The organism is Sphingopyxis sp. 22461 (assembly GCF_052044915.1).
Classification (GTDB): domain Bacteria; phylum Pseudomonadota; class Alphaproteobacteria; order Sphingomonadales; family Sphingomonadaceae; genus Sphingopyxis.
Genome location: NZ_JBQENY010000013.1, coordinates 105,012 through 128,058 on the forward strand (window position 1 = coordinate 105,012; position 23,047 = coordinate 128,058).

The window sequence follows — 23,047 nt, forward strand, 5'->3', positions numbered from 1 at the left end:
GATGAGCTTGATCATCACCTCTCCGCTCAGAGGATGGGCGACGACGCTGGACAGCGTCCCCGACCCCGTTTTTGCCCAGCGCATGATGGGCGACGGCGTCGCGATCCAGCCGCTCGGCGACACCGTCGTCGCGCCGTTCGACGGCGAGGTGGTGACGCTTCACGACGCGGGCCACGCGATTTCGCTGCGCAGCGCCGAGGGCGCCGAGATACTGATCCATATCGGGCTCGATACGGTGATGCTGAAAGGCGAAGGCTTCACCCCGCTCGTCGCGGCCGGGCAGACGGTGTCGCGCGGCGATCCGCTGATCCGCTTCGATCTCGACGCCGTCGCGCTCGCCGCGACCAGCCTGATCACCCCGGTGATCGTCACCAATGCCGAGGCTTTTGCGATCAGCCGCCGCACCGTCGATTGCGCGATCGGCGCTTGCGAAGCGCTGATGACATTGGTCCCGGTACAGGCCGAGGCGCGCCGCCGGTCGGATGACGGCACGGTGGTCGAACAGGCGGTGACGCTGTCGCTGCCGCACGGCATCCACGCGCGTCCCGCCGCGCGGATCGGGGAGACGGCACGGCGGTTCGAGGCCGACGTGCATCTGCTGAACGGCGACAAGCGCGGCGATGCGCGCAGCACCGTGGCGCTGCTCGCGCTCGGCACAGGCTTTGGCGACGAGGTTGTGGTGCAGGCGCGCGGCGACGATGCCGAGGCGGCGCTCGCCGCCGTCGTGGCGCTGCTTGCGACCGATATGGGCGAAAGTGTGCCGCCAGCGACATCGGTCGCGGCAATCCACGAGCAGGTGCTGCGCGCGGGACAGATCGGGGGCGTGATCGCCTCGCCCGGGCTCGCGATGGGTCCGGCGGCGCGGTTGCGGCAGGCCGAGATTGCGGTCGCGCGCGATGGCACCGGCGCCGCCGAGGAACGCGCCGCGCTGCTGGCGGCACGGAGCGAGGTTCGCGGGCAGATTGCAAAGCGCGCCGACAGCGCGGACGGCAGCGTCGCGGCGGTCATGCACGCGCATCTGGCGCTGATCGACGATCCCGAACTGCTTGCGGGGGCGGAGAAACGCATTGCCCACGGACGCAGCGCGGGCTTTGCGTGGCGCGGTGCGATCCACGACCAGGTCGACGCGATCCGCGCGACAGGCAATGCGCATCTGATCGAACGCATCGACGACCTGATCGATATCGAGCGTCAATTGCTGTCGATGCTGACAGGCACCCCGCTCGACGGCCATGCCATTCCGGCCGGGGCGATCGTGGTTGCCGAGGATTTGCTGCCGTCGCAGCTCGTGACGCTCGCAGGCGCGAAGCCCGCTGGCATCTGCCTCACGCGCGGCGGCCCGACCTCGCACGTCGCCATCCTGTGCGCGGGCATGGGCCTTCCAGCGCTCGTCGCGATGGGCGACGCGCTCGACGCGGTCGACGACGGCGCGCGCCTGTTGCTCGACGCCGAGATGGGCCACCTCACGGTCGCGCCCTCGCCCGCCGACGCCGAAGCCTTCACAGCGCGCCTCGCGAAACGCGATGCGCGGCGCGAGGCCGCACAGGCGGCAGCGAAGGACGCCTGCCAGACCGCCGACGGCACGCGCATCGAAATCTTCGCCAATATCGGCACGGTCGAAGACGCCGTACTTGCCGCCGCACAGGGCGCCGAGGGATCGGGGCTCGTCCGCAGCGAGTTCCTCTTCCTCGACCGCGACACCGCGCCGACGGAGGATGAGCAGCACGCTGCCTATCAAGGCATCGCCGACGCACTGGCGGGCAAGCCCGTCATCATTCGCCTGCTCGACATCGGCGGCGACAAGCCCGCCGCCTATATTCCGATCGATGCCGAGGAAAATCCGGCGCTCGGCCAGCGCGGCATCCGCGTCGCGCTCGCGCATCCGGCGCTGCTCGAAACGCAGCTTCGCGCCATCCTGCGCGTCGAGCCCGTCGGCCAGTGCAAGATCATGATTCCGATGGTCGCGAACCTCGATGAGCTGCGCCAAGTCCGCGCACTCGTCGAGCGGCTGCGCGGCGAGATCGGGATAGCGACACCGGTCGAAGTTGGTGTGATGGTCGAAACGCCGGCGGCGGCAATGACCGCCGACCTGCTTGCCGCCGAGGCCGATTTCCTGTCGATCGGCACCAATGACCTGACCCAATATGTGCTCGCGATGGATCGCGGCAATCCGGCGGTCGCCGCCGGTGTCGACGCGATGCACCCCGCGGTCCTCCGCATGATCGGCGAGACCTGCCGCCTCGCCGCCGCGCGCGGGCGCTGGGTCGGGGTGTGCGGCGGGCTGGCCTCGGATCCTGCGGCGCTGCCGATCCTTGTCGGGCTCGGCGCCACCGAACTCTCGGCGGTCCCCGGCTTCGTCGCCGAGGCAAAGCAGATCGTGCGCGGACTGACCCTGATCGAAGCACGCGCGCATGCCGAGCTCGCGCTGCAATGCAAATCGGCGGCCGAGGTTCGCGCGCTCGCCCGCGCATTCGAGGAGACACGGCGATGAGGAAAATTCTCGAAACGCTCCAGCCGCTCGGCCGCGCTCTGATGCTGCCGATCGCCGTGCTGCCGATTGCGGGCCTGCTGCTGCGCATCGGCCAGCCCGATCTGCTCGATATCGCCTTCATCTCCGCCGCGGGCGCAGCGATCTTCGAAAATCTGGGCATCCTGTTCGCGATCGGCGTCGCGGTCGGCTTTGCGCGCGACGGCAATGGCGCCGCAGCGCTCGCGGGCGTGGTCTGCTACCTCGTCACCACGACCGGCGCGCAGACCTTCCTCACCGCACCGCCCGATATCGGCGCGGGTTTGCCCGAGGCGGCGGCGGCGCTCGCCGCGAAGAATTGGGCGCTTACCCAGATCGACAAGCTCGAAGTGCCGATAGGCATATTGTCCGGCCTCATCGGCGGCAATTTCTACAACCGCTTCGCAACGATCGCGCTACCCGAATATCTCGCCTTCTTCGGCGGCCGGCGCTTTGTCCCGATCGCCAGCGGCGTCGCCGGGCTGCTGCTCGCCGCGGTCATCGGCTATGGCTATGCGCATATCAGCAGCGCGATCGATAGCGCGAGCCGCACCGTGGTCGAAAGCGGCAGCGCCGGTCTCTTCGTCTACGGTGCGCTCAACCGGCTGCTGATCGTCACCGGGCTCCACCACATCATCAACAACGCCGCCTGGTTCCTCGTTGGCGATTTCGGGGGCGCGACGGGCGATCTTCGGCGCTTCTTCGCGGGCGACCCCAATGCAGGCGCATTCATGTCGGGCTTTTTCCCGGTGATGATGTTCGGCCTGCCCGCCGCGTGCCTCGCCATGTATCACGAGGCGCGGCCCGAACGGCGCAAGGCGGTCGGCGGCATGCTGTTCTCCCTCGCCTTCACCAGCTTCCTGACCGGCGTCACCGAGCCGATCGAGTTCACCTTCATGTTCGTCGCGCCCCTGCTCTACGCGATCCACGCGCTGTTGACGGGCGTCTCGATGGCGCTGATGAACGCGCTCGACGTCAAGCTCGGCTTCGGTTTTTCGGCCGGGCTGTTCGATTATGTGCTGAACTTCAGCCTTGCGACGCGGCCGTGGATGCTGCTGCCCGTGGGGGCGGCCTACGCCGCGCTCTATTACGGCCTGTTCCGTTTCTTCATCCGCCGTTTCGACCTCGCGACGCCGGGACGCGAAAAGGGTGTGGTCGCCGAAACCGCCACCCAATCGGCAGGCGGCGCGCGCGGCGGAGCTTTTGTTGCGGCGCTCGGCGGCGCGGCTAATCTGGTCAGCGTCGATGCCTGTACCACACGCCTGCGCCTGATCGTCGCCGACAGCCAAGCGATCGACGACGACGCGCTAACCTCACTCGGCGCGCGCGGTATCATCCGTCCGTCCGAAAAGGCCGCACAGGTGGTGCTCGGGCCGATCGCCGACCTGGTCGCCGAGGAAATCCGCGGCGCCCTGGCGTGGAGCGGCGCCGCGGCGGCGGCGACGCTGACCCCGGTGGTGGCGGGCGGCACCGACGCCTCGGGGCTCCCCGCGGAAATCGTCGGCGCGCTCGGCGGCGATGCCAATGTCCGCACTGTCCACGCGCTTCACGGCCGCTTCCGGGTCGAACTCGCCGATGCGGGGCGCGTCGACGAAGGCGCGCTCGCCCGGATCACGCACGGCATCGTCCGCCCGCGACCCGACATCTGTCACATCCTGCTATGACATAGGGCGGGCGCCTTCCCGTCCTGGCTAATCCCAGTCGAGCGCGCCCTTTTTCCATTCGTAGATGAACCCAATCGTCAAAATGCCCAGAAAGACCATCATCGCGCCCCACGCTTCCCAGCCGAGGTCGTCGACGACCACCGCCCAGGGAAAGAGGAAGGCGGCCTCGAGGTCGAAAATGATGAACAGGATCGCGACAAGATAGAAGCGGACGTCGAACGGCTTGCGCGGCGCCTCGAAGGCCGGAAAGCCGCATTCATATTCCGAAAGCTTTTCGCTATCCGGGGCGTGGGTTCCAGTGAAGCGCGACACCGCCATCGGCAGGAAGACGAACAGAAGCGACAGCGCCAGCGCGACGCCCATAAAAATCAGGATCGGAAGATATTCGATCAACAGCGCGGATGACGATCCCACATTCACGCCAGACACGGATTTGGACAGCACGGCGGCCTCCCTTGGAAGTCGCCGGGCCGTCCCGGACCTGATACCGGCGCATTTGCGGAACGCGCCGGGGAGGACGTGGCCTCGCTGGTTATGGCGTTCCGATCAGGCGGGCGCGGACAGCTTCATCATCACCAGTCCGCTGACGATCAGCAGCGCGGCGGTAATCCGCATCGCATTCGCCTGTTCGCCAAGCACGAAGATGCCGACCAGAAAGGCACCCACCGCGCCGATCCCGGTCCAGATCGTGTAAGCGGTGCCGAGCGGCAGCGATTTCATCGACAGCGACAGCAGGGCGAAGCTCACGATCATTGCGACGAGCGTAATGGCGGTCGCGCCGGGGCGCGTGAAGCCCTCCGACTGCTTCATCGCAAACGCCCATATGATTTCGAAAATTCCGGCAATCGTCAAATATATCCAGGCCATGACAGCCTCCTTCAAAGGCTGCCGGGCCGTCCCGGACTTGCAAGCCCGCGCATCGCGCGGGCGAGGACGTGGCCTCTTTTTGGCGGCCTGGCAGGGGCAGTAGGACTCGAACCTACGACCCTCGGTTTTGGAGACCGATGCTCTACCAACTGAGCTATACCCCTAGGCCGGAGTGCGCCACTAGCCGGATTGGAGAGGCGGGGCAAGAGGGATCACGGGTTGCGCGGGCGGGCCGGGCTGATATGCGCAATTTCGCATGAGCGCCGCGCCGTCCCCTGCCCCGCCCGACGGGCCCCCGCAGAATTATCTGGGCGGCATCGGACTGCGGCTGCTCGCGATGGTCAGCCTGTCGCTGATGTTCGTGCTCGTGAAATATATCGACGCCGCGGGCATCCATATCGTCGAAAGCCTGTTCTGGCGGCAAGCGCTCGTTCTGCCTTTCCTGCTGCTCTGGGTCCAGGCGACGAGCGGGCTGTCGTCGCTCAAGACGCAGCGGATCGGCGCGCACGCGCGGCGGATGCTGATGGGGCTGACCGGGATGGCGTGCAATTTCGGCGCGATGATCCTGCTGCCGATGGCCGAGGCGACGACGATCAGCCTGTCGGTGCCGATCTTTGCCGTCATCTTCGCCGCGCTGATCCTCGGCGAGGCGACGGGGTGGCAGCGATGGAGCGCGGTGATCGTCGGCTTTATCGGCGTCCTCGTCGTGCTCGATCCGATTTCGAGCTTCGCGGGCGGATTCGGCGGCACGCACGGCCTCGGCACGATCGTCGCGCTCACAGGCGCGATTATGACCGCGCTGATCACCATTGCCGTGCGCGACCTCGGCCGCACCGAAAATGCGGGGACGATCGTCTTCTGGTTCAGCCTGTTGTCGATGATCCCACTCGGCATCGCCCTGCCCTTCGTCATCACCCCGCACGACGGCCATGAATGGCTATTGCTGATCGGGCTCGGCTTTCTGGGCGCGGTCGTCCAGATGTCGCTGACCGGCGCGCTGCGCCTTGCGCCCGTATCGGTCGTAATCCCGATGGATTATTCGAGCCTGCTGTGGGCGATCGCCGCGGGCTGGTGGTTCTTCGGAACTTTGCCCGCCGACACGACGTGGGTCGGCGCGCCGTTGATCATCGCGTCGGGCCTGTTCATCGCCTGGCGAGAACATCGCCGCCATATCGACCGCCCGAAGGAGGTTGCCGCATGACGCTTCCCATTCTCTATCACTGCCCCGACGCCCGCTCTTTGCGCTGCCTGTGGGCGGTCGAGGAGGCGGGGATCGACGTCGACCTCAGGCTGCTCAAATTCCCGCCGCGCGCGTTCGAGCCCGACTATCGCGCGGTCAATCCGCTGATGACGATTCCCGGCTGGGTCGAGGAGGGGCTGCTGATGACCGAATCGGCGGCGATCTGCGAGCGGATCGCCGAGGGCACGCCGCTCGAGGTGCGCCACGACGAGGCCGATTATTGGGCGTGGCGCAACTGGCTGCACCGCAGCGACGCGACCCTGACCTTCCCGCTCGCGATCATGATCCGCTATACGCGCGTCGAGCCCGAGGAGCGTCGGCTTGCACAGGCGGTCGATGATTACAAAGCCTTCTTCGGCGGCCGCGCGAAGAGCATCGAGGCGGCGCTGGGCGACGGGCGCGAATGGCTCGTCGCGGGGCGTTTCACCATCGCCGACATCGTGATCGGCTACGCCGCCTTCCTCGCGACGACATTGGGCGCCGGCGATGTGCTGGGCGATGCGACAAAGGCTTGGCTGGCCCGCTGCACGGCGCGCGAAGGTTTCCGCAGCGCCCGCGCGCGGCAAAAAGCCGCAGCCTGACGCAAAAGGGCTCCACCACAGGGTGAAGCCCTCCGTGCCCCCGTGCATGGCAACGCCAACGGAGAAAACGCATCGGCCTTTCGGGGTGTAGGTCGCGTGAAAGGCCGGATGTGGGGTGAATTTATGCCGCCGCGGGAAGGTTGGCTTTCACATTTTCACGGCCCCGGATGCCGCGTCGGTTTCCCGATCGGTTCAGCGAAAGGACGCGCGAACAGCCTTCCGACTTTGGGTGCAAGCTGCTGCCGGACCCGGCAGGCGCTTAAAGCCACAAAAGCCCCGCATGGGCGCAACGATTTTGTGTCCTTTGCGGCTTTAGCGCCGGCCTTCGGCGGCCTCAGGACAGGCTTTGTCGCTTTAGATTTCAAAGAGCGATCACGAGGCTGGCATGGCGCGACAAAGTAGGACAGCGATTTTTCCCGCATCGTCCAATGTCGGTTTGGGGGTGGGAAGCGGCCAATACAGTAGCGAGCTGATCACCCCTCCCGCTTGCGGGAGGGGCAGCGAGGCTTGCCAGCTTGCTGGCTAGCCGCAGCGGGGAGGGTATCGCACCGTCACAGGCCCTCCCCCGACCCCTCCCGCAAGCGGGAGGGGAGAAGAAGGTCTGCTAGCGGTCGTAACCGGACACTTAATTCACCATCCGCTCATAACCCTGCCAATAGGGCGCACGCAGGTCCTTGCGCAGAATCTTGCCGCTGGCATTGCGCGGCAGCGCCTCGATCACGTCGATGCTGCGCGGGCATTTGAACGCCGCGATGCGTTCGCGCGCCCAGGCGATGATGTCGGCTTCGTCGGCCGTCGTGCCGGGCTTGGCGACGACGACCGCTTTCACCGTCTCGCCCCATTTTGCGTCGGGAATGCCGATCACCGCGACCTCCTGCACCGCGGGGTGGCCAAAGATCGCGCTCTCGACCTCGGCCGGATAGACATTCTCGCCGCCGGTGATGATCATGTCTTTCATCCGGTCGTGGATGAAGAGATAGCCGTCTTCGTCGAGATAGCCGGCGTCGCCGGTGCGGATCCAGCCGTCGTCGGTCATCGTGTTTGCCGTCGCGTCGGGCAGGTTCCAGTAACCCAGCATATTGTTCGAAGAGCGCGTCACAACCTCGCCCACCTCGCCGGTCGGGACGGGTTGGCCATCGGGTCCGAGGATGACGATTTCGACCCCGGGGAGCGCCTTGCCCGCCGAGCGCATGCGCGCATTGCCCGCAGGGTCATGATCCTCGGGCGGCAGCATCGAGATGGTGCCCGTCGTCTCGGTCATCCCGTAAGCCTGGATGAACTGCGCGCCGAACATCTTGATGCATTGGCGCAGCAGATCGAGCGGGATCGGCGCGGCGCCATAGAGGATATATTTGAGGCGGCTGTAATCGACGCTGGCGCAGCGCGGATGCATCAGCAGCATCTGGAGCGCGGCGGGGACGATGAAGAAGCGCGTGACGCCATGCTGCTCGACCGCGTCGAACACCCCGTCGGGGTTGAATTCGGCGAGGATGACGCCGGGGAGCCCCGAGGCGAGCGCCATGATGCCGAGCCCGGTGCCGCCGATATGCGCGCACGGCATCGCGACCAGCACCGCCTCGTCATCCTCCCATTTGGTGTACGGCAGGTCGAGCGTGCTCGAATGTTTGCGGAGCGCGAAGAGGTTGTGGTTCGACAGCACCGCCCCCTTGGGATTGCCGGTGGTGCCCGAGGTATAAAGCTGAAGCACCGCGTCGTTGGCGCCCGAGGGTTCGAAGGACACGCGCGTCGCGCCGTCGATCATCGCCCATGCATCGGCGGCGCCGACGATCGCCGGATCGTTCTGCAGCTTGCCCGCGAGTTGTTCGGCGAGCGTATCGAACCCCGGCCCCGCGAACACGATCTTTGCCTGCGTGTCATTGACGATGAAAGCCCATTCGGCCGGCGACAGGCGCCAGCCGATCGGCGCCATCACAATGCCCGCGCGCGCCGCACCATAGAAGAGCGTGAAATAGAGATCGCTGTTCTTGCCGATCCACGCGATGCGGTCGCCCTTCTTCAGCCCCGCCGCAATCAAAGCCGATGCGGCGCGCGCCGTGCGATCGTCAAGTTCGGCATAGGTATAGACACGATCCTCTTCGCGCAGCGCCACCCGGTCGGGGCGCTCGCCGGCCCAATGGGTCAGGAATTCGTCGAACGTAAACAGCTCCGAAACGTCGCGGCCCATCGGCTCTCTCTCCTCGAATCGCGTCTTTTGCGCGCAATCGAGGGGAGGCTAGCGACTGTACCCGCGAGGTAAAGCGCCGATCGCCGATCCTGTCAGGTCCGTCAGGTGCGGCGGAACAGCAGCATCAGATTGTTCGCGGGCATCGCGCGGCGCTCGGCGAAGGCAAGACCGGCATCGGCGGCAGCGCCTTTGACGGCATCGGTATCGCGCAGGCCCCATGCGGGATTGCGGCTGCCCAGGCTGGCATCGAAGGCGAGATTGCTTTCCGCAGTAGGCACGTCGGGTTCGACATAGGGGCCATAGAGGATCAGCGGTGCAGCGGGGGCGAGCAGCCGCGCCGCGCCCGCGAACAGGCCCAGCGTCGCCTCCCACGGGCTGATGTGGACCATATTGATGCAGAGCACCGCACCGGCGCGGTCGATGGGCCATTCGGGCGCCGATGCATCGAGCGCGAGCGGCGGCGCGATGTTCGCAAGACCGGCTTCGGCGCGGTACGCCGTGATCGAGGTCAGGCCGGCGGGATCGGGATCGCTCGGCTGCCAGCCCATATGCGGAAAAGCGGCGGCGAAGTGGACGACATGCTCGCCCGATCCGCTCGCGACCTCCAGCACCGTGCCGGCTTCGGGCAGCCAATCGGCAAGAACCGCGGTGATCGCGTCGCGGTTGCGCAAGGTCGCGGGCGCGTGGCGCTTGTCGGCCGGATCGCCGTCACCCGGCATCCACGGCTGCGCTGTCACTTGCCCTTTGCCTGTGCCCGCGCGCGGCGCTCGCGGACGATCAGCCATGCGAACAGCCCGACCGGACCGACCATCAGGGTCAGGAACAGGAAGGGGAATTGCACGATGCGGCTGAACCCCTTCTGGTCGGCGTCGCGCGCGATCCACATGCCGGTGAACAGGTCAAAGGCCAGATAGTGTGTCCACCCCAGCGTCGCGCCGCCCGGGCTGTCGAACAGCTTCATCACCCCGGCCAATGTCGTGAAATCGTTACTGCTTGGCCCGCCGGGATCGATGCCGCCGGTCAGGTAGCCCACGATCATCACCGTATAGGCAAGGCAGAGGAGGAACACGCCGGCATAGAGAATTGCTGCGAGGGTTTTCGGGCCGCGCGGCAGAAAAACGAGCGCGAACCAGCTCGCGAACGCCCAGTAATTCACCAGCAGAAAAATCGTGTCCCAGCTCATGTCTTGCCCCCTCGCCTGTTCAGATCAGCCCGCCGAGCCCAAACAGGACGACGCCGCCGAGCAGCGCAATGGCCCCCGTAACGACAATCAGCAAGGTCATTCGCGCCGCCGAAGCGCGGCGCGACGCCGCGAACGCCGCCGCCGCGCCCAGCCCGATCGCAAACAGCGGCGCATAGACAAAGGCCCAGTCGTAGCTGAACTCGCGGCGGACCTCGATCATCTCCCATTGCTCGACGACGAGACCGTAGGCGGTGATCGCGATCAGCCAGCCGAGGATCGCGACGATCGCGAACAGCGCGCCGGCCGCCAAACACCCCGCGCCGGAGCGCGTTCCGGGGCGTTCGGGGCCGGGCGCGGGTTCGGTCATCAGCCCTCCCAGGCGAGGATGGGCTTCCGCGCCGCGAGCGTCTCGTCAAGGCGCGCACGCGGGGCGAAATGCGGCGCGGTCTTGAGCGCGGGGTCGCCGTTCTTCGCACGCAGCGCGATGCTGCGCAGCGCGCCGATGAACTGGTCGAGCGCCGCCTTGCTCTCGGTCTCGGTCGGCTCGACGAGCATCGCGCCGTGGACGACGAGCGGGAAATAGACCGTCATCGGATGATAGCCCTCGTCGATCAGCCCCTTGGCGATATCGAGCGTCGAGAAGCCTTCGGCGAGCCCTTTGTCGCTGAACAGCGCCTCGTGCATGCACGGGCCCGACGCCGCGAACGGCGCATCGAGCACGCTTTCGAGGCTGCGCAGCACATAGTTGGCGTTGAGCACCGCGTCCTCGGCGACCTGCTTCAGCCCGTCGGCGCCGTGGCTGAGAATATAGGTCAGCGCGCGCGTGAACATGCCCATCTGACCGTGGAAAGCGGTCATGCGGCCAAAGGTCTGCGGATGATCCTCGCCCGCATTCTCCTCCTCGATCAGGCGGAAATCATCGCCGTGCTTCGTGACGAAAGGCAGCGGCGCGAAGGGCGCGAGCGCCGCCGACAGCACGACCGGGCCCGAGCCGGGCCCGCCGCCGCCGTGCGGGGTCGAGAAGGTTTTGTGCAGGTTGATGTGCATCGCATCGACGCCGAGATCGCCGGGGCGCACGCGGCCGACGATGGCGTTGAAGTTCGCACCGTCGCAATAGACATAACCGCCGACGGCATGAACCGCGTCCGAGATCGCCTTCATCTCGCGCTCGAACAGGCCGCAGGTGTTGGGGTTGGTGATCATCACGCCAGCGACATCGGGGCCAAGGCGCGCCTTCAAGGCTTCGAGGTTGACGCGGCCCGCCTCGGTTGCCGGAATGTCCTCGACGGTGAAGCCCGCGAAGGCTGCCGTCGCCGGGTTGGTGCCGTGCGCGCTTTCGGGGACGAGGATCACGCGGCGGTCCTCGCCGCGCGCTTCGAGCGCCGCCTTGATGCAAAGGATGCCGCACAGTTCGCCATGCGCGCCCGCCTTGGGCGACATCGCGACGCTGTGCATGCCGGTGAGCGTGATCAGCCATTCGGCGAGCTCGTGGATCACTGCATAGGCGCCCTGCACCGTTTCCTGCGGCTGCAGCGGATGAACGTCCGCGAAACCGGGCATCCGCGCGACCTTTTCGTTGAGGCGCGGGTTGTGCTTCATCGTGCAGCTGCCGAGCGGGAAGAGGCCGAGGTCGATCGCGTAATTCTGCCGCGACAGGCGCGTGTAATGGCGCACCGTTTCGGATTCGCTAAGCCCCGGCAGGCCGATCGGCGCGGTGCGCGCAAGCGCACCAAGGTCGGCGGCGGGTGCGGCCTCGTCGAAGTCGACCCCGGTCGTCTCGCTGCCGCCAATCTCGAAGATCAGCGCTTCCTCGAGCATCAGCGCGCGGTTGCCGGTAAAGGTCGTGCTATCGTCGGCGCCGCCGGCGACGTTCATTTCGGGGCGCCAGCCGGCGCGGTTGAGCGCGGTCATGCCAGCACCTCCTTCAGGGCCGCGGCAAAGGCGGAAATATCCGCCTCGGTCACGGTTTCGGTCACGGCGACGACGAGGCCATTTTCGAGGCCGGCGTTGTCGGGATAGAGACGGCCGAGCGAGACGCCGCCCAATATGTCCTTTTCAGCGAGCTGGTGGATCACGGGCCGCGCCGGGGTCGGCAGCAGCAGCGTGAACTCGTTGAAGAAGCTGTTGTTCAACACCGACACGCCGGGCACCTTCGCCAGTTCGGCGGCGGCAGCCTTCGCGCGGCCATGGTTGATCGCAGCGAGCTGGCGGAGGCCCGCTTCGCCGAGCAAGGTCATATGGATGCTGAATGCCAGCGCACACAGCCCTGAATTGGTGCAGATATTGCTCGTCGCCTTCTCGCGGCGAATATGCTGCTCGCGCGTCGACAGCGTCAGCACGAAGCCGCGCTTGCCGTTCGCGTCGACGGTCTCGCCGCAGAGGCGGCCGGGCATCTGGCGGACATATTTGGTCTTGCAAGCGAAGAGGCCGACATAAGGACCACCGAATTGCAGGCCGACGCCGAGCGACTGCCCCTCGCCCACCACGATATCGGCGCCCATTTCGCCGGGCGATTTGATCAGGCCGAGCGCGACGGGTTCGGTCACCACCGCGATCAGCAGCGCGCCCGCGGCCTGACACGCTTCGGCGAGCTTCGTCATATCGTCGATGCGGCCGAGGATGTCGGGATATTGAACGACGACGCAGCTCGTTTCCTTGTCGATGCTGTCCGCGAGCGCCGCCCAGTCGGTGCCGGCGTCAAGGCTCGGGTCGCCATCGACCAGCACATCGCCGGTATATTTCGCCATCGTGCGCGCAACGCTGCGGTAATGCGGGTGGAGGCCGGTCGAGAGCAAAGCCTTCGCGCGCTTGGTGATGCGCCGCGCCATGACGATCGCTTCCCAGCACGCGGTCGAGCCGTCGTACATCGACGCATTGGCGACGTCGGTGCCGAGCAGGCGCGCAACCTGCGACTGGAATTCGAACAGCATCTGCAGCGTGCCCTGCGCGATTTCGGGCTGGTACGGCGTGTAGGCGGTGAGAAACTCGCCGCGCTGGATCAGATGATCGACGCTCGCCGGCACATGGTGGCGATAGGCGCCGGCGCCAAGGAAGAAGGGCCCCTCGCCCGCGGCGCGGCTGCGGCGCGCGAGTGCGCCCATGTGGCGCTCGACCGCGAGTTCGCTGGCGTGCATCGGCAAGCCCGCGATCGGGCCATCGAGCCGCGCTTCGGCGGGGACGTCGACGAACAGGTCGTCGATCGACGCGGCACCGATGGTGGCGAGCATCGCCGTGCGATCGTCGGACGTAAGAGGAAGATAACGCATGAACTACTCCGAAGAAGAGGCTGGTTTTGCGGAAAAAAGTTGGACGGTGTCCGCTAACGTGCCCGAAAAGACCGCGGGACCGGCGTGCGTCGTGCGGATCCAGGGCGCGAGCCAGATGCGAAACCCGGCATCGCGGACGCGGCGGCAAAAGGCGTAATCGTCGGCCAGGAGCGCCTGGCTTTCGGGCTCGATCAGCGGGCAGAAAAAAGCGGGTTCGAGTTCGCCGACGCCGTGCGCGTCGCGTTCGGCCGGATCGGGCCGGAAAAGGAGGTCGGGCAACGCGGCGCGCATGCCTTCGAGCACTTCGCGGCGGATCAGCATCATCGCGGTGCCGAGCCGCGCCAGTTCGACCAGATCGGTCATCTTGAAATTCTGGTCGGGGTGCAGGAAATGCAGCGCGAAATCGCCCGAAAACCGGGCAAGGTCGGCTGGATTATCCTTCGCCAGCCCCAGTTCGACCGCGCGCGCGACGTTGCGCCAGTTAATCATTCGCCGGGGATAGGCACCGCCGAGGACGCCGCATTCGGAATGCTCCGCCATGACCTTGATCAGCGAAAAAACATCATCGACCGAAAAGTCGATGTCGGCGTCGACGAACAGCAGGTGCGTGCAGTCGCTGGCGAGGAACATCGCGGTCAGCATGTCGCGCGCGCGCGTGATCGACGGTTGATAGAGGATGAATTCGAACCGCACCACCATGCCAATCGCCTGCGCGCGCAGCGCGAGGTCGAGCGCCGCGCGGACATAGGTGCCCTGCGCCCCTTCATAGATGGGCGTCGCCACCATCAGACGGCAATTGGCAAGGGCAGGATCGGTTGCGATCACATTATCTCCCCCTCCCGCAAGCGGGAGGGGAATCCTTCAAAGCGCGTCGCAGAAGACTTTGTACGCCTTCGCGTCCATCAGCCCTTCGAGCTGGCTCTTGTCGCCAAGCGTCATGCGGAAGAACCAGCCTTCGCCTTCAGGGTCCGAATTGACGAGCGCCGGATCTTCCTCGAGCTGGCCATTGCCCTCGGTAACGGTGCCGTCGACGGGGGCATAGACGTCGCTTGCCGCCTTGACCGATTCGACCACCGCGGCGTCGCCACCCTTGCTGAGCTCCGCCCCGGTGTCGGGAACTTCGACGAACACGATGTCGCCAAGCTGGCCCTGTGCGAAGTCGGTGATGCCGACCGTCGCGACATCGCCGTCGACGTCGATCCACTCATGCTCTTCGGTGAAATAACGCGGCATCACTCAACCTCCTGTTTTACGAACATAATTATGCGGGACAAAGGGCATCGCGGCGACGGTGCAATGCACGCGCTTGCCGCGCACTTCGGCGGCGACCGCAGTGCCGGGCACGGCATGGTCGCGCGGGACATAGCCCATCGCGATCGGCGCGCCGACGCTGGGCGCAAAGCCACCCGACGTCACGACGCCGATCTCGTCCTCGCCATCGAACAGCTTCGCGCCCTCGCGCACCGGCAGCTTGCCGTCGACGAGCAGGCCGACGCGCTTGCGCGGGCTGCCGTCGGCGAGGTGGCCGAGGATTCGCGCCGCGCCGGGGAAATTCTCTTCTTCGCGGCGCCGCTTGCTGACGGCGAAGCCGAGATCGGCTTCGGCGGGATCGATCGCGGGGGTCAGGTCGTGGCCGTAGAGCGGCAGGCCTGCTTCGAGCCGCAGCGAATCCCGCGCACCGAGCCCGATCGGCTTCACTTCGTCCATCGCGCAGAGCGCATCGGCGAAGACCTCAAGCGCCTCGTTCGGCAGCGAAATCTCGAACCCATCCTCGCCGGTATAGCCCGAGCGGCTGAGCGCAATCGCATGGCCCGCCCAGGTCGCACGGGTCGCCTGCATGAAGACGAGGGTCGCGGCCTCGGGCACCAGCCGCGCGAGCGCGTCGACCGCTTTCGGCCCTTGCAGCGCGAGGAGACCATAATCTTCGTTGTGGTTGAGCGTGATATCGTCGGGAAGATTTTCGCGCAGGTGGCCGATATCTTCCCACTTCACCGCGCCGTTGACGACGATGCCGAACTGGTCGCCCTCGTTGGTGATCATCAGATCGTCGAGGATGCCGCCGTCTTCGTCGAGCAACAGCGAATAGCGCATCCGGCCGGGCTTCAGCCCCGCGATGTCGCCGGGAACGAGCGTTTCAAGCGCCTCGGCGAGATTGTCGCCCGACAAGGCCAGCTGCCCCATATGGCTGACGTCGAACAGGCCGGCGTTTTCGCGGACCCACAGATGCTCGGCCATGATGCCTTCATACTGGATCGGCATCCAGTAACCGGCGAATTCGACCATCCGGCCGCCCTTCGCGCGGTGCCAGGCGTCAAGCGGCAGCGTCGCGGTCTCAAGTCCCGCTTCATCGCCTGTGAATTCGGTGTCGGTCATGCCAGTCTCCCGCGGTTGCATAGCGTGCGCGCGGCCCATCGCCGCGCCTTGTCGCCATGCCCCCTCTGTCACGGGAACCTGAGAGTTTTCCCCCATATCATGGGGTTACCCCTTCGGTGGTTCCGGTTTAGGGCCGGAACGCTTTCCAGAGTGTCCGTTCCAGCCTGCGCGGTCCTGCTGACCTGAGAGTTTCCGGGGCGGTTGCTCCTTCGGTGGTGAGGTGCCGGTTGCCCTGCCCTCACGCTCTCCCGCGCGGCCGGTCGAATCTCTTGCGAGGCCCGACAGACGCTGCGAGCCTTGGCGCTGCCGATTTACGGAGTCAATCGGCGAGCGCGCGGCTCGCGTCGTTTTCGTGGATATGCACGCCCGAACCGCCCTGCCTGGCGAGCGCGACGATCGCCGCGGCGACCGTAGCGCCCGAAATCGAGCGATAGCGGCGGAAGGAGCCGTGAAGCAATGCGTCGGTGAGCGGCGCCGCGATCGTCGCAATCCCCTCGCCCAGCCGCTGCGGCCCGGGCCGGTCGCCGCGCAGCAGGCCGGGGCGGATCAGGTCGAGCCGGTCAAAGCCAAGCGCGCGGAGGTCGTCCTCGGTCTCGCCCTTGGTCCGCAGATAGAAATTGCCGCTCTTCGCCGCGGCGCCGACCGAACTCACCGTAATCATGTGCGGGGTGCCGCCTGCCCTGGCCCCGCGCGCGGCAGCGAGCACGAGATCGTGATCGACCGCGCGAAAGGCGGCTTGCGACCCCGCTTGCCGGATCGTCGTCCCGAGGCAGCAGATGAGGACGGCGGGCTTTTCGGCGGCGATAATGTCGGCCCAGCGTTCGGGCGGGGCGACCAGTGGCTTGTGCTGCGCCGCCAGCCCGTCGACTTCGCGGCGTGCAAGCACGGTGACGGGATTGGAACCGAAACGTTCGATCACCGCGCGCCCGATCAGCCCCGTCGCGCCGACGATCAGCGCGTCAGGCATGCGCCAACGCCTGTGGCACCGCACCGCGGCCGAAGATTTCAGCATAGCGGTCGATGGCGAAACGGTCGGTCATGCCGGCGATATAATCACCGATATGCCGGTTTGTCGCGCATTCTTCATGCGGAAGGCGCCCCGACCAGTCCGCGCCCATCAGGCGCGGATCGGCGGCATAGGCGGCGAAGAGATCGCCGACGACCTGGTTTGCTGCCTCGGCGGCGGCGACCTGTTCGGGATGGTGATAAAGATTGGCGTACATGAAACGCTTGAGATCGCGCTCCTGCGCCGCAAGTTCGGACGAAAAGCCGCCGAGCACGCGGCCCGCGGCGCGAACCTCCTCGACGCTCCCCACCCCCGCTTCGGTCACATTCGTCTCGGTCGCCGCGATCACATCGTTGACCATCACGCCGATCTGGTCGCGGACGAGTTCGCGGAGCAAGCGGTCGCGCGGCGCGCCCGGGAAACGCTCCTCGACCGCGCGGTAATTGGCGGCGACGAAGGGCTGTTCCATCAGCTGGTCGAGGTCAAGCAGCCCGGCGCGGAGGCCATCGTCGATATCGTGATTGTCATAGGCGATGTCGTCGGCGACCGCCGCGATCTGCGCCTCGAGGCTGGCATGGCTGCCAAGATCGAGTCCAAAATCGCGGTCGATTTCGGCGAGCGCCCAGCCGGGGTTTGCCACCGGCCCATTATGCTTGGCGAGCCCTTCGAGCGTCTCCCATGTCAGGTTAAGGCCGTCGAAAAGCGGATAGGGACATTCGAGCCGCGCGAGCGTGCGCAGCGTGTGGCCGTTGTGGTCGAAGCCGCCATGCGCCGCCATCGCGGCCTTCAACGCGTCCTCGCCCGCATGGCCGAAGGGCGGATGACCAATATCGTGCGCGAGGCACAATGCCTCGGTCAGATCCTCGTTGAGCCTGAGAGCGCGCGCGATGCCGCGGCCGATCTGCGCGACCTCGATGCTGTGAGTCAGGCGGACGCGGTAATGGTCGCCGTCGGGCGCAACGAACACCTGTGTCTTGTGACGCAGGCGGCGAAAGGCGATCGAGTGGATGATGCGGTCGCGGTCACGCTGGAAGTCGTCGCGCGGGCCGCGCACGACGCGGCCGAGCTCGGCATGAAGGCGCCCGCGGCTAGATGCGGGATCGCTGGCGCAATTGCCTATGCTCACTTGACCGGATCGACGGACTGGCCCGCCTCGCTGTTGAACAGGAAACCGTCGCCGCCAGCCTTCTTGTGGTCGGCGAGCCAATCCTGCGCCGCCTTGCGGTCCTTGAACGGGCCGACGAGCAGACGGCGGGTCTTGCCCCATTCGGTCGTCGCGCCCGATTTGCCCTTGAATACGGCCGGGCTTTTCTTGGCGAATTTGCCGAAATCGGTCGCGAGCGCCTTCGCATTCGCACCGGTCGCGACCTGGACCCAGATGCGCGCCGGATTGGCCTTCTTCTCGGCGGCTTCTTCCTTGGCTTTCGCGTCGGCTTCTGCCTTCAATTTCGCGGCAGCACTGTCTTTCTCACGCTTCGCCGCCTCGGCGGCCTCAGCCTTCCGCTTGTCTGCCATCAGCCGGGCGAGCGTGTCGGCGCCGACGGCGTTGCCCGACTGCGCCAGTTCTTCGGCCGGGATTTCAATCGATCCGACGATGTCGGCGAGCGAGGCGAGCGGCGCCGCCGAAACGGATGCTGGTGTGGCGGCTGCCACGTTCACCGCCGGCGACGAGGCAGGCGCAACGGCTTCGGTCGCGGCGGGCGGCACCGGAGTCGACACCGCCTCCGTCGAACGGCCCATGTCGGCGATCGAAAAGCCCGGGCCGACCGGGCCCTTTCCGGGATCGACAGCCACGCCGATCGGATCGGGCGCCGAGGCGGCGGGTGTCGAAGCGGGTGGCGGGACAGGGCTGACCGCCTGCGTCGGGGCCGGGCTCGGAGACGGGGCTCGTGCTTCGTTTGGCTTGCGAATAACCTGCTCAGACGGCGAACGCAGCACCGGGGCATTCGAGGCGGACGGACCGGGCGATGTCGACGCCGCGGCGGGCGTTGCGGCGACCAGCCGGGTGACCGGTTCCGAAACGGGTTTGCGGCCTGACGGCGCGGGCGTCGCCGACATGACGGGGCGCCGCTGGTCGCGCGTTGCCTGACGCTTGCCCGTCGCTGCAGCCGGCGGAGCGGCCGGCGGCGGCGTGGCGGCGGCAACCTGCACCGGCTTGCGCTTTGGTCCCAATTGCCCGTTCGGGAAGCGCCCGAAATGGGCCGCGGCCGCCTGTTGCGCGGGATTGAGCCGGTCCATCTGGGTCAGATAGGGCATGATGTTCTGCGCCATCGCGGGCGGCATCGTCGCGTTGACGATGTCGGTCGCTTCCTTGTCGCGCCCGTTCATCGCGAGGATCATCGCGCGCAGGCGCCATGCGCCGCGATCCTGCGCCCGCAATTGCGGCGTCAGCAACGCTATCGCGCGATCGGCATCGCCGCTGATCCCGAGCGACAGCGCATAGCGCCGCGTCAGTTCGTCATTAGGCGCGATCGACAGCGCGAGCTGATAATCGCGCTGCGCCGCGTCCTGCTGCCCGAGCAGGTCGCGAGCGAGGCCGCGGTCGGCGAGGAACAGCCGTTCGGGCGCGCCCATCAGCTGCGCTTCACCGAAATAATCGAGCGCGCGCGTCGGGTTTTCCATATGGACCATCGCCGAACCCAGCGCGGCCTTTACCGCTCCGTCGCGCGGACTCGCCTGTTCGGCACGGACGAGGAAGCCGACAGCGGCGCGATAATCCTCCAGCTCGATCGATGCACGGCCGGCATTGAGCAGCGCGGACGTGTCGCTGTTGTTCGAGGCGATGCGCGCGAGTGAGGAAGAGAGGAGCGCGCGCGCCGCAGTCCGCTTTTCCATCGCCGCCTTGGTCGCCGGATCGGGCGGAGTCACCTGCGCGTGAACGGACGGCAGCGCGGCCGTCCCAAACAACAGCGCGGCGAGCGCGCCGACGATCCGCCGTGCGCGCGCCGGCTTCGCCGTCAATTTCGCTTGCCGCATGGGCAACTCATCCCGATTTCCGGCCCGCCGTGCCCGGCGGGCGGCCCCTCGATAGCCCCGTTACTGGTTGTTCTGCCGCCCGAGGAAGCGCGGAATATCGACTCCGTCCTCCTTGCCGCCGTCATCGCTTTCGGATGCCGAAGCCCCGCGCGACAGGCGCGACATGCGCTCGAACAAGGTTCCACCACCGACCGACCGTGCGGGCGCTTCGTCCGCCGGCGTCGGATCCGCGGCAGGCGCCGAGCGATATTCGGCGGGCGCTTCGGGCGCGTCGAGCACGAGCTCGTCGGCGGTATCGTCATAGCTCGCGGCGACCTGCGACAATTCCATCGGCTCCTCTTCGGCAGCGGCTGCCGGAGCATCGCGCTCAGCGGTGTCGCCCAGCGAAAAACCGGGGGCCGGATCATTGTCTTCCACCGACGCGGTTTCGGCGAGGGTTTCTTCCTGAACCGCCGGTGCGACGGTCTCTTCGGCCACCGGAGCGGGGGCGGCCGCACGCGCGGGCGCGAAGGAGAAGCTGCGCGTCGCGGGCGATGCCTGCGCCGCCGCTTCGCCGTTGCTGTCGATTCCGGTCGCGACGACCGACACGCGGATCTTGCCGTCGAGGTTATCGTTAAAGGCGCTGCCCCAGATGATGTTGGCGTCGGGATCGACCAGCTCGCGGATATGGTTCGCCGCCTCGTCGACTTCCATCAGGCGCATGTCCTCGCCGCCGGTGATCGAGATGATGACGCCCTTCGCGCCCGCCATCGACACGCCGTCGAGCAGCGGGTTTGCGATCGCTTTCTGCGCGGCTTCGAGTGCACGGCCGTCGCCTTCGGCTTCGCCGGTGCCCATCATCGCCTTGCCCATTTCGCGCATCACGCTGCGCACGTCGGCGAAGTCGAGGTTGATCAGGCCGGGCATGACCATCAGGTCGGTGATGCCGCGAACGCCTTGCTGCAACACTTCATCCGCCATGGTGAAGGCTTCTTTGAAGGTCGTGTTCGGGTTGGCGACGAGGAAGAGATTCTGGTTCGGGATGACGATCAGCGTGTCGACATGGTCCTGCAGCTCGGCGATGCCCGAGTCCGCCGAACGCATGCGGCGCTGGCCTTCGAAGGTGAAGGGCTTGGTCACGACGCCGACGGTCAGGATGCCGCGGTCGCGCGCCGCCTTGGCGATGACGGGCGCCGCACCGGTGCCGGTGCCGCCGCCCATGCCCGCGGCAACGAAGCACATATGCGCGCCGTTCAGCGCCTCTTCGACCTGCGCGATGCTTTCCTCGGCGGCCGCACGGCCGACCTCGGGCCGCGAACCCGCGCCCAAACCCTGGGTGATCTGCGTCCCCAGCTGGATGCGCCGTTCGGCCGGCGAGGCGTTGAGCGCCTGCGCGTCGGTGTTCGCGACGATGAAATCGACGCCCTCGACGCGTGCCGCGATCATGTTTGCGATGGCATTGCCGCCCGCGCCGCCGACGCCGATCACCGCGATGCGCGGCTTCAGCTCGTCGACCTGCGGCGGGCCAATATTGATGCTCATCAAAAAGTCTCCCTGCAGCGGCGGACAGGTGCCGCTTCCCCAACCTTGCGACCCAGCCGGGCGGTAGTCCGTCCGCCCGGTTTTCTACTACCGCATTGCACTATTGTGACGTGGGAATCACCCAAAAAATTAACCTTTTCGTCGCGACGGGGCCAAAAATTGCCACTGGCGCGTTCGAGGCGTCGAAATGGCGAAGATATCGGCTTCGCGTGGCCGCCGCGGATGGTGGTTCCATCCGCAAGGCCGCGCGGAAGCGAGATCGAAGCCATTTCGACGTCCCTTCGGGATTTGACCGATTTTGCCCATGGCTGCGTCAGCGAGCCTTGGAATATACTCATATGCCTGCGTCTCGCTTCCTTGCCCTGAACAAAATCGCTTCAAACCTCGAACGTGCCAGTGGCAATTTTTGGCCCCACCATTCAAAAACTGCTTTTCAGTGCTGCCATAAGACGATGCAGGATCGACGTGCCCGCGGGCTTGTACACATCCTGCGCCATCATCGGCAGATCGCGGAGGTCCACGGGGTCCGATGCGGCATAGAGAACCAGACCTGCGAGCGTCGCGAAAGCGGGGCCACTATGCGCATCGGGCAGTCCGTGCAAGCCGCGCGGTCGCCCGACGCGCGCAGCACGCCCGAGCGCGCTCTGGGTGTAGTCGGCGATGCCTTTCAGGTCGGCGCCGCCGCCGACAAGCACCACCTGACGCCCGATCGGGCCGACGAAATGCAGATCCTTCAGCGTCCGGCCGATCTCGCCCATCATCGCGTCGAGGCGCTGGCGGATGACCGACACCAATTGCGCACGCGTTATGCGCGGGGAGTCGCCGTTCGTCGGGGCGCCGGGCTCCAGCTCGATGATCTCGTTATTATCGCGCGGGCTAGCCGACGCCGAGCCGTAGAAGCTCTGCAGCCGCTGCGCCTGGCTACGGCGAATGCCAAAGGCCGAGGCGATGTCGTCGGTGATGTCGCTCGCACCGAAGGGCAGCGACGCCATCTCGACGAGCATGCCGCCGGCATAGAGCGACACGGTGGTCACCGCCGCGCCGAGTTCGACCAGCGCGACGCCAAGGTCGCGTTCCTCATCCGAGAGGCAGGCGAGCCCTGCGGCGATCGGCGAGGCGACGACGGCGTTGACGTCGAGATGCGCCTGACGGACCGCGGCCTCGAGGTTCCGCACCGGCGCGCCGTCGGCCATGATGATATGAATATCGACGCCCAGCCGGTCGGCGTGGAGGCCAATCGGGTTCTTCACGCCGTTGAGCCCGTCAAGCGTGTAGAGCGCGGGCTGCGCGTGCAGGATCATGCGGCCTTCGGGGTCGATGCCGGCGCGGCCTGCGGCGAGCAGGTCGTCGATATCTTCCTGCTCGATCCGGTGACCGCCGAGTTCGCTTTCGATTGGCGCGACATCGCTCAAAAGCCCGCCCGCCGAGAAGCTGACCCAGACATCGTCGATGTTGAGGCCCGCGATGCGTTCGGCCTGTTCGATCGCCTCGCGCACGATATGCTCGGTCTGTTCCATGTCGGCGACATAGCCGCGCTGGACCCCGCGGCTCTCGCGCTGCCCGGTGCCGAGCACGTGCAGCTGGCCGTCGGCGGTCTGTCCCGCGATCAGCGCGCAGACCTTCCACGACCCGACATCGAGCGCGGTGATGATCTTTTCAATGCGCGGCGGCGCCATGGC

At 66.7% G+C, this 23,047-nt stretch carries 20 protein-coding genes, 1 tRNA gene and 2 riboswitches; of the genes, 4 read left to right on the top strand and 17 right to left on the bottom strand.

The features are described 5' to 3' along the window. Position 1 precedes the first annotated feature (1 nt). Positions 2 to 2,491 carry a phosphoenolpyruvate--protein phosphotransferase gene (ptsP, locus tag ACTJI5_RS20050; protein WP_440861546.1) on the top strand — a complete coding sequence of 830 codons (2,490 nt, stop codon included), beginning with the start codon at positions 2 to 4 and terminating at the stop codon, positions 2,489 to 2,491. After that, positions 2,488 to 4,170 carry an N-acetylglucosamine-specific PTS transporter subunit IIBC gene (gene nagE, locus ACTJI5_RS20055; RefSeq protein WP_440861547.1) on the top strand — a complete coding sequence of 561 codons (1,683 nt, stop codon included), beginning with the start codon at positions 2,488 to 2,490 and terminating at the stop codon, positions 4,168 to 4,170. The genes ptsP and nagE overlap by 4 nt, the downstream gene beginning before the upstream one ends. Before the next feature lie 27 nt (positions 4,171 to 4,197). Here the strand turns inward: nagE and ACTJI5_RS20060 are convergent, their stop codons facing one another. The 3 genes from ACTJI5_RS20060 to ACTJI5_RS20070 all read right to left on the bottom strand — a co-directional run bounded on the left by ACTJI5_RS20060 (position 4,198) and on the right by ACTJI5_RS20070 (position 5,201). Then, complete coding sequence (locus ACTJI5_RS20060; RefSeq protein WP_058536484.1) at positions 4,198 to 4,533, bottom strand: NADH-quinone oxidoreductase subunit A; 336 nt, start codon at positions 4,531 to 4,533, stop codon at positions 4,198 to 4,200. A 183-nt stretch (positions 4,534 to 4,716) separates the two neighbouring features. After that, complete coding sequence (locus tag ACTJI5_RS20065; RefSeq protein ID WP_440861548.1) at positions 4,717 to 5,037, bottom strand: DMT family transporter; 321 nt, start codon at positions 5,035 to 5,037, stop codon at positions 4,717 to 4,719. A gap of 88 nt (positions 5,038 to 5,125) precedes the next feature. Continuing rightward, positions 5,126 to 5,201, bottom strand: a tRNA-Trp gene (locus tag ACTJI5_RS20070). Between the two features lie 92 nt (positions 5,202 to 5,293). Here ACTJI5_RS20070 and ACTJI5_RS20075 point away from each other — a divergent pair. Both ACTJI5_RS20075 and ACTJI5_RS20080 read left to right on the top strand, forming a co-directional pair. Further along, positions 5,294 to 6,238 (top strand): DMT family transporter, encoded by a 945-nt coding sequence (locus tag ACTJI5_RS20075; RefSeq protein WP_058536034.1) that lies wholly within the window; start codon positions 5,294 to 5,296, stop codon positions 6,236 to 6,238. Beyond that, the gene (locus ACTJI5_RS20080) at positions 6,235 to 6,858 is read left to right on the top strand and encodes a glutathione S-transferase family protein (protein WP_440861549.1); all 624 of its coding nucleotides are present in this window, start codon (positions 6,235 to 6,237) and stop codon (positions 6,856 to 6,858) included. The genes ACTJI5_RS20075 and ACTJI5_RS20080 overlap by 4 nt, the downstream gene beginning before the upstream one ends. Positions 6,859 to 7,483: 625 nt before the next feature. Here the strand turns inward: ACTJI5_RS20080 and ACTJI5_RS20085 are convergent. The 14 genes from ACTJI5_RS20085 to ftsA all read right to left on the bottom strand — a co-directional run bounded on the left by ACTJI5_RS20085 (position 7,484) and on the right by ftsA (position 23,044). Beyond that, a complete protein-coding gene (locus ACTJI5_RS20085; RefSeq protein WP_440861550.1) occupies positions 7,484 to 9,043 on the bottom strand; it encodes a fatty acid--CoA ligase in 1,560 nt (519 codons plus the stop codon). A 101-nt stretch (positions 9,044 to 9,144) separates the two neighbouring features. Continuing rightward, positions 9,145 to 9,762, bottom strand: coding sequence for a DUF938 domain-containing protein (locus tag ACTJI5_RS20090; RefSeq protein WP_440861566.1), 618 nt, complete (start codon positions 9,760 to 9,762; stop codon positions 9,145 to 9,147). 14 nt (positions 9,763 to 9,776) lie between these two features. Next, entirely contained in the window at positions 9,777 to 10,226 is a 450-nt protein-coding gene (locus tag ACTJI5_RS20095; RefSeq protein ID WP_440861551.1) for an ABA4-like family protein, read from the bottom strand. A gap of 19 nt (positions 10,227 to 10,245) precedes the next feature. Further along, positions 10,246 to 10,593: a hypothetical protein gene (locus ACTJI5_RS20100; RefSeq protein WP_440861552.1), complete on the bottom strand. Its 348-nt coding sequence runs from the start codon at positions 10,591 to 10,593 to the stop codon at positions 10,246 to 10,248. Beyond that, on the bottom strand, positions 10,593 to 12,101 hold the full coding sequence (gene gcvPB / locus ACTJI5_RS20105; protein ID WP_082639374.1) for an aminomethyl-transferring glycine dehydrogenase subunit GcvPB: 1,509 nt from the start codon (positions 12,099 to 12,101) through the stop codon (positions 10,593 to 10,595). The genes ACTJI5_RS20100 and gcvPB overlap by 1 nt, the downstream gene beginning before the upstream one ends. A gap of 32 nt (positions 12,102 to 12,133) precedes the next feature. After that, on the bottom strand, positions 12,134 to 13,492 hold the full coding sequence (gcvPA, locus tag ACTJI5_RS20110) for an aminomethyl-transferring glycine dehydrogenase subunit GcvPA (RefSeq protein WP_440861553.1): 1,359 nt from the start codon (positions 13,490 to 13,492) through the stop codon (positions 12,134 to 12,136). A gap of 3 nt (positions 13,493 to 13,495) precedes the next feature. Then, positions 13,496 to 14,317, bottom strand: a complete 822-nt coding sequence (locus ACTJI5_RS20115) for a glycosyltransferase family 2 protein (protein WP_310256539.1) — start codon at positions 14,315 to 14,317, stop codon at positions 13,496 to 13,498. A 36-nt stretch (positions 14,318 to 14,353) separates the two neighbouring features. Further along, positions 14,354 to 14,725 (bottom strand): glycine cleavage system protein GcvH, encoded by a 372-nt coding sequence (gene gcvH / locus ACTJI5_RS20120; protein ID WP_058536025.1) that lies wholly within the window; start codon positions 14,723 to 14,725, stop codon positions 14,354 to 14,356. Between the two features lie 3 nt (positions 14,726 to 14,728). Further along, on the bottom strand, positions 14,729 to 15,865 hold the full coding sequence (gene gcvT, locus ACTJI5_RS20125; protein ID WP_440861554.1) for a glycine cleavage system aminomethyltransferase GcvT: 1,137 nt from the start codon (positions 15,863 to 15,865) through the stop codon (positions 14,729 to 14,731). Between the two features lie 55 nt (positions 15,866 to 15,920). Continuing rightward, positions 15,921 to 16,024: riboswitch (glycine riboswitch) on the bottom strand. After that, a riboswitch (glycine riboswitch) is annotated at positions 16,025 to 16,126 on the bottom strand. 58 nt (positions 16,127 to 16,184) lie between these two features. Continuing rightward, positions 16,185 to 16,832: an NAD-dependent epimerase/dehydratase family protein gene (locus ACTJI5_RS20130; protein ID WP_440861555.1), complete on the bottom strand. Its 648-nt coding sequence runs from the start codon at positions 16,830 to 16,832 to the stop codon at positions 16,185 to 16,187. Beyond that, positions 16,825 to 17,997 (bottom strand): deoxyguanosinetriphosphate triphosphohydrolase, encoded by a 1,173-nt coding sequence (locus ACTJI5_RS20135; RefSeq protein WP_440861556.1) that lies wholly within the window; start codon positions 17,995 to 17,997, stop codon positions 16,825 to 16,827. Before ACTJI5_RS20135 ends, ACTJI5_RS20130 begins: the two co-directional genes overlap by 8 nt. Next, positions 17,994 to 19,847 (bottom strand): SPOR domain-containing protein, encoded by a 1,854-nt coding sequence (locus ACTJI5_RS20140; RefSeq protein ID WP_440861557.1) that lies wholly within the window; start codon positions 19,845 to 19,847, stop codon positions 17,994 to 17,996. Before ACTJI5_RS20140 ends, ACTJI5_RS20135 begins: the two co-directional genes overlap by 4 nt. Before the next feature lie 60 nt (positions 19,848 to 19,907). Beyond that, positions 19,908 to 21,368 carry a cell division protein FtsZ gene (gene ftsZ / locus ACTJI5_RS20145; RefSeq protein WP_058536021.1) on the bottom strand — a complete coding sequence of 487 codons (1,461 nt, stop codon included), beginning with the start codon at positions 21,366 to 21,368 and terminating at the stop codon, positions 19,908 to 19,910. Positions 21,369 to 21,787: 419 nt separating this feature from the next. Next, positions 21,788 to 23,044, bottom strand: coding sequence for a cell division protein FtsA (gene ftsA / locus ACTJI5_RS20150; RefSeq protein WP_058536020.1), 1,257 nt, complete (start codon positions 23,042 to 23,044; stop codon positions 21,788 to 21,790). Positions 23,045 to 23,047 lie beyond the last annotated feature (3 nt).